Consider the following 657-nt stretch of genomic DNA (forward strand, 5'->3'; position numbering starts at 1 on the left):
GAGGAGTAGAGGCAGTTCACGCCGTCGGCACCGGAGCCGATCTTCTCCGGCTCCTGGCCCTTGGGAACGCCCCGGTACTTCTCACAGATCGTGGCGCTGCCGTACACGGTGATCCGGCTGAAGCGGGCGGTGTCGCCCCAGTTGGTGTTGATCCCGGCCAGCACCTTGGTGGTCCGGGCGGTCACCCCGTCCATGACCACGTGCCGCTGGTAGGAAGAGGAGCAGTTACCGCACGCCCGATACAGCTTGCCGGAACTGTGCACCTGGAAGTTCTTGATCGTCACCGTCCCGGCACCGTTGTGCTGGAACACCTTGTCGGCACCGGACTTGGCACCCCCGCCATCGACCAGATAGGTCGCCGACGAACTGGAGGACTTGAACGTCGCGGCATCCTCACCCACATCGTTCCACCACACGTTGCGGATCGTGCACGAACCCTCGCAATGAATGCCGTCACCGGCCGGCGCGTCGATGATGACGTTCTGGATCGTGCCGCCATTGGGCACCACGAACATCGGATCCTGGCTCTCACCCTGACCACCGTCACCGATGCCGTAGTAACGCTTCATCCCGCCGTCGAAGAACGACCCCGTGTTGCGCGTCGTCGTCTGATGCACGCTACCGGTGTCGCTCGGCCAGGCACCGCTGCCGCCACCG

At 64.4% G+C, this 657-nt stretch carries 1 protein-coding gene; it reads right to left on the reverse strand.

The genetic code is table 11. The annotated features are described in order from the left end of the window. On the reverse strand, positions 1–617 hold a 617-nt coding region (locus tag ACTMTI_RS56975; RefSeq protein ID WP_441129425.1), incomplete at its 3' end, for a pectate lyase. Between the last annotated feature and the right edge of the window lie 40 nt (positions 618–657).

The organism is Nonomuraea sp. H19, from assembly GCF_052068215.1.
Taxonomy (GTDB): Bacteria; Actinomycetota; Actinomycetes; order Streptosporangiales; family Streptosporangiaceae; genus Nonomuraea.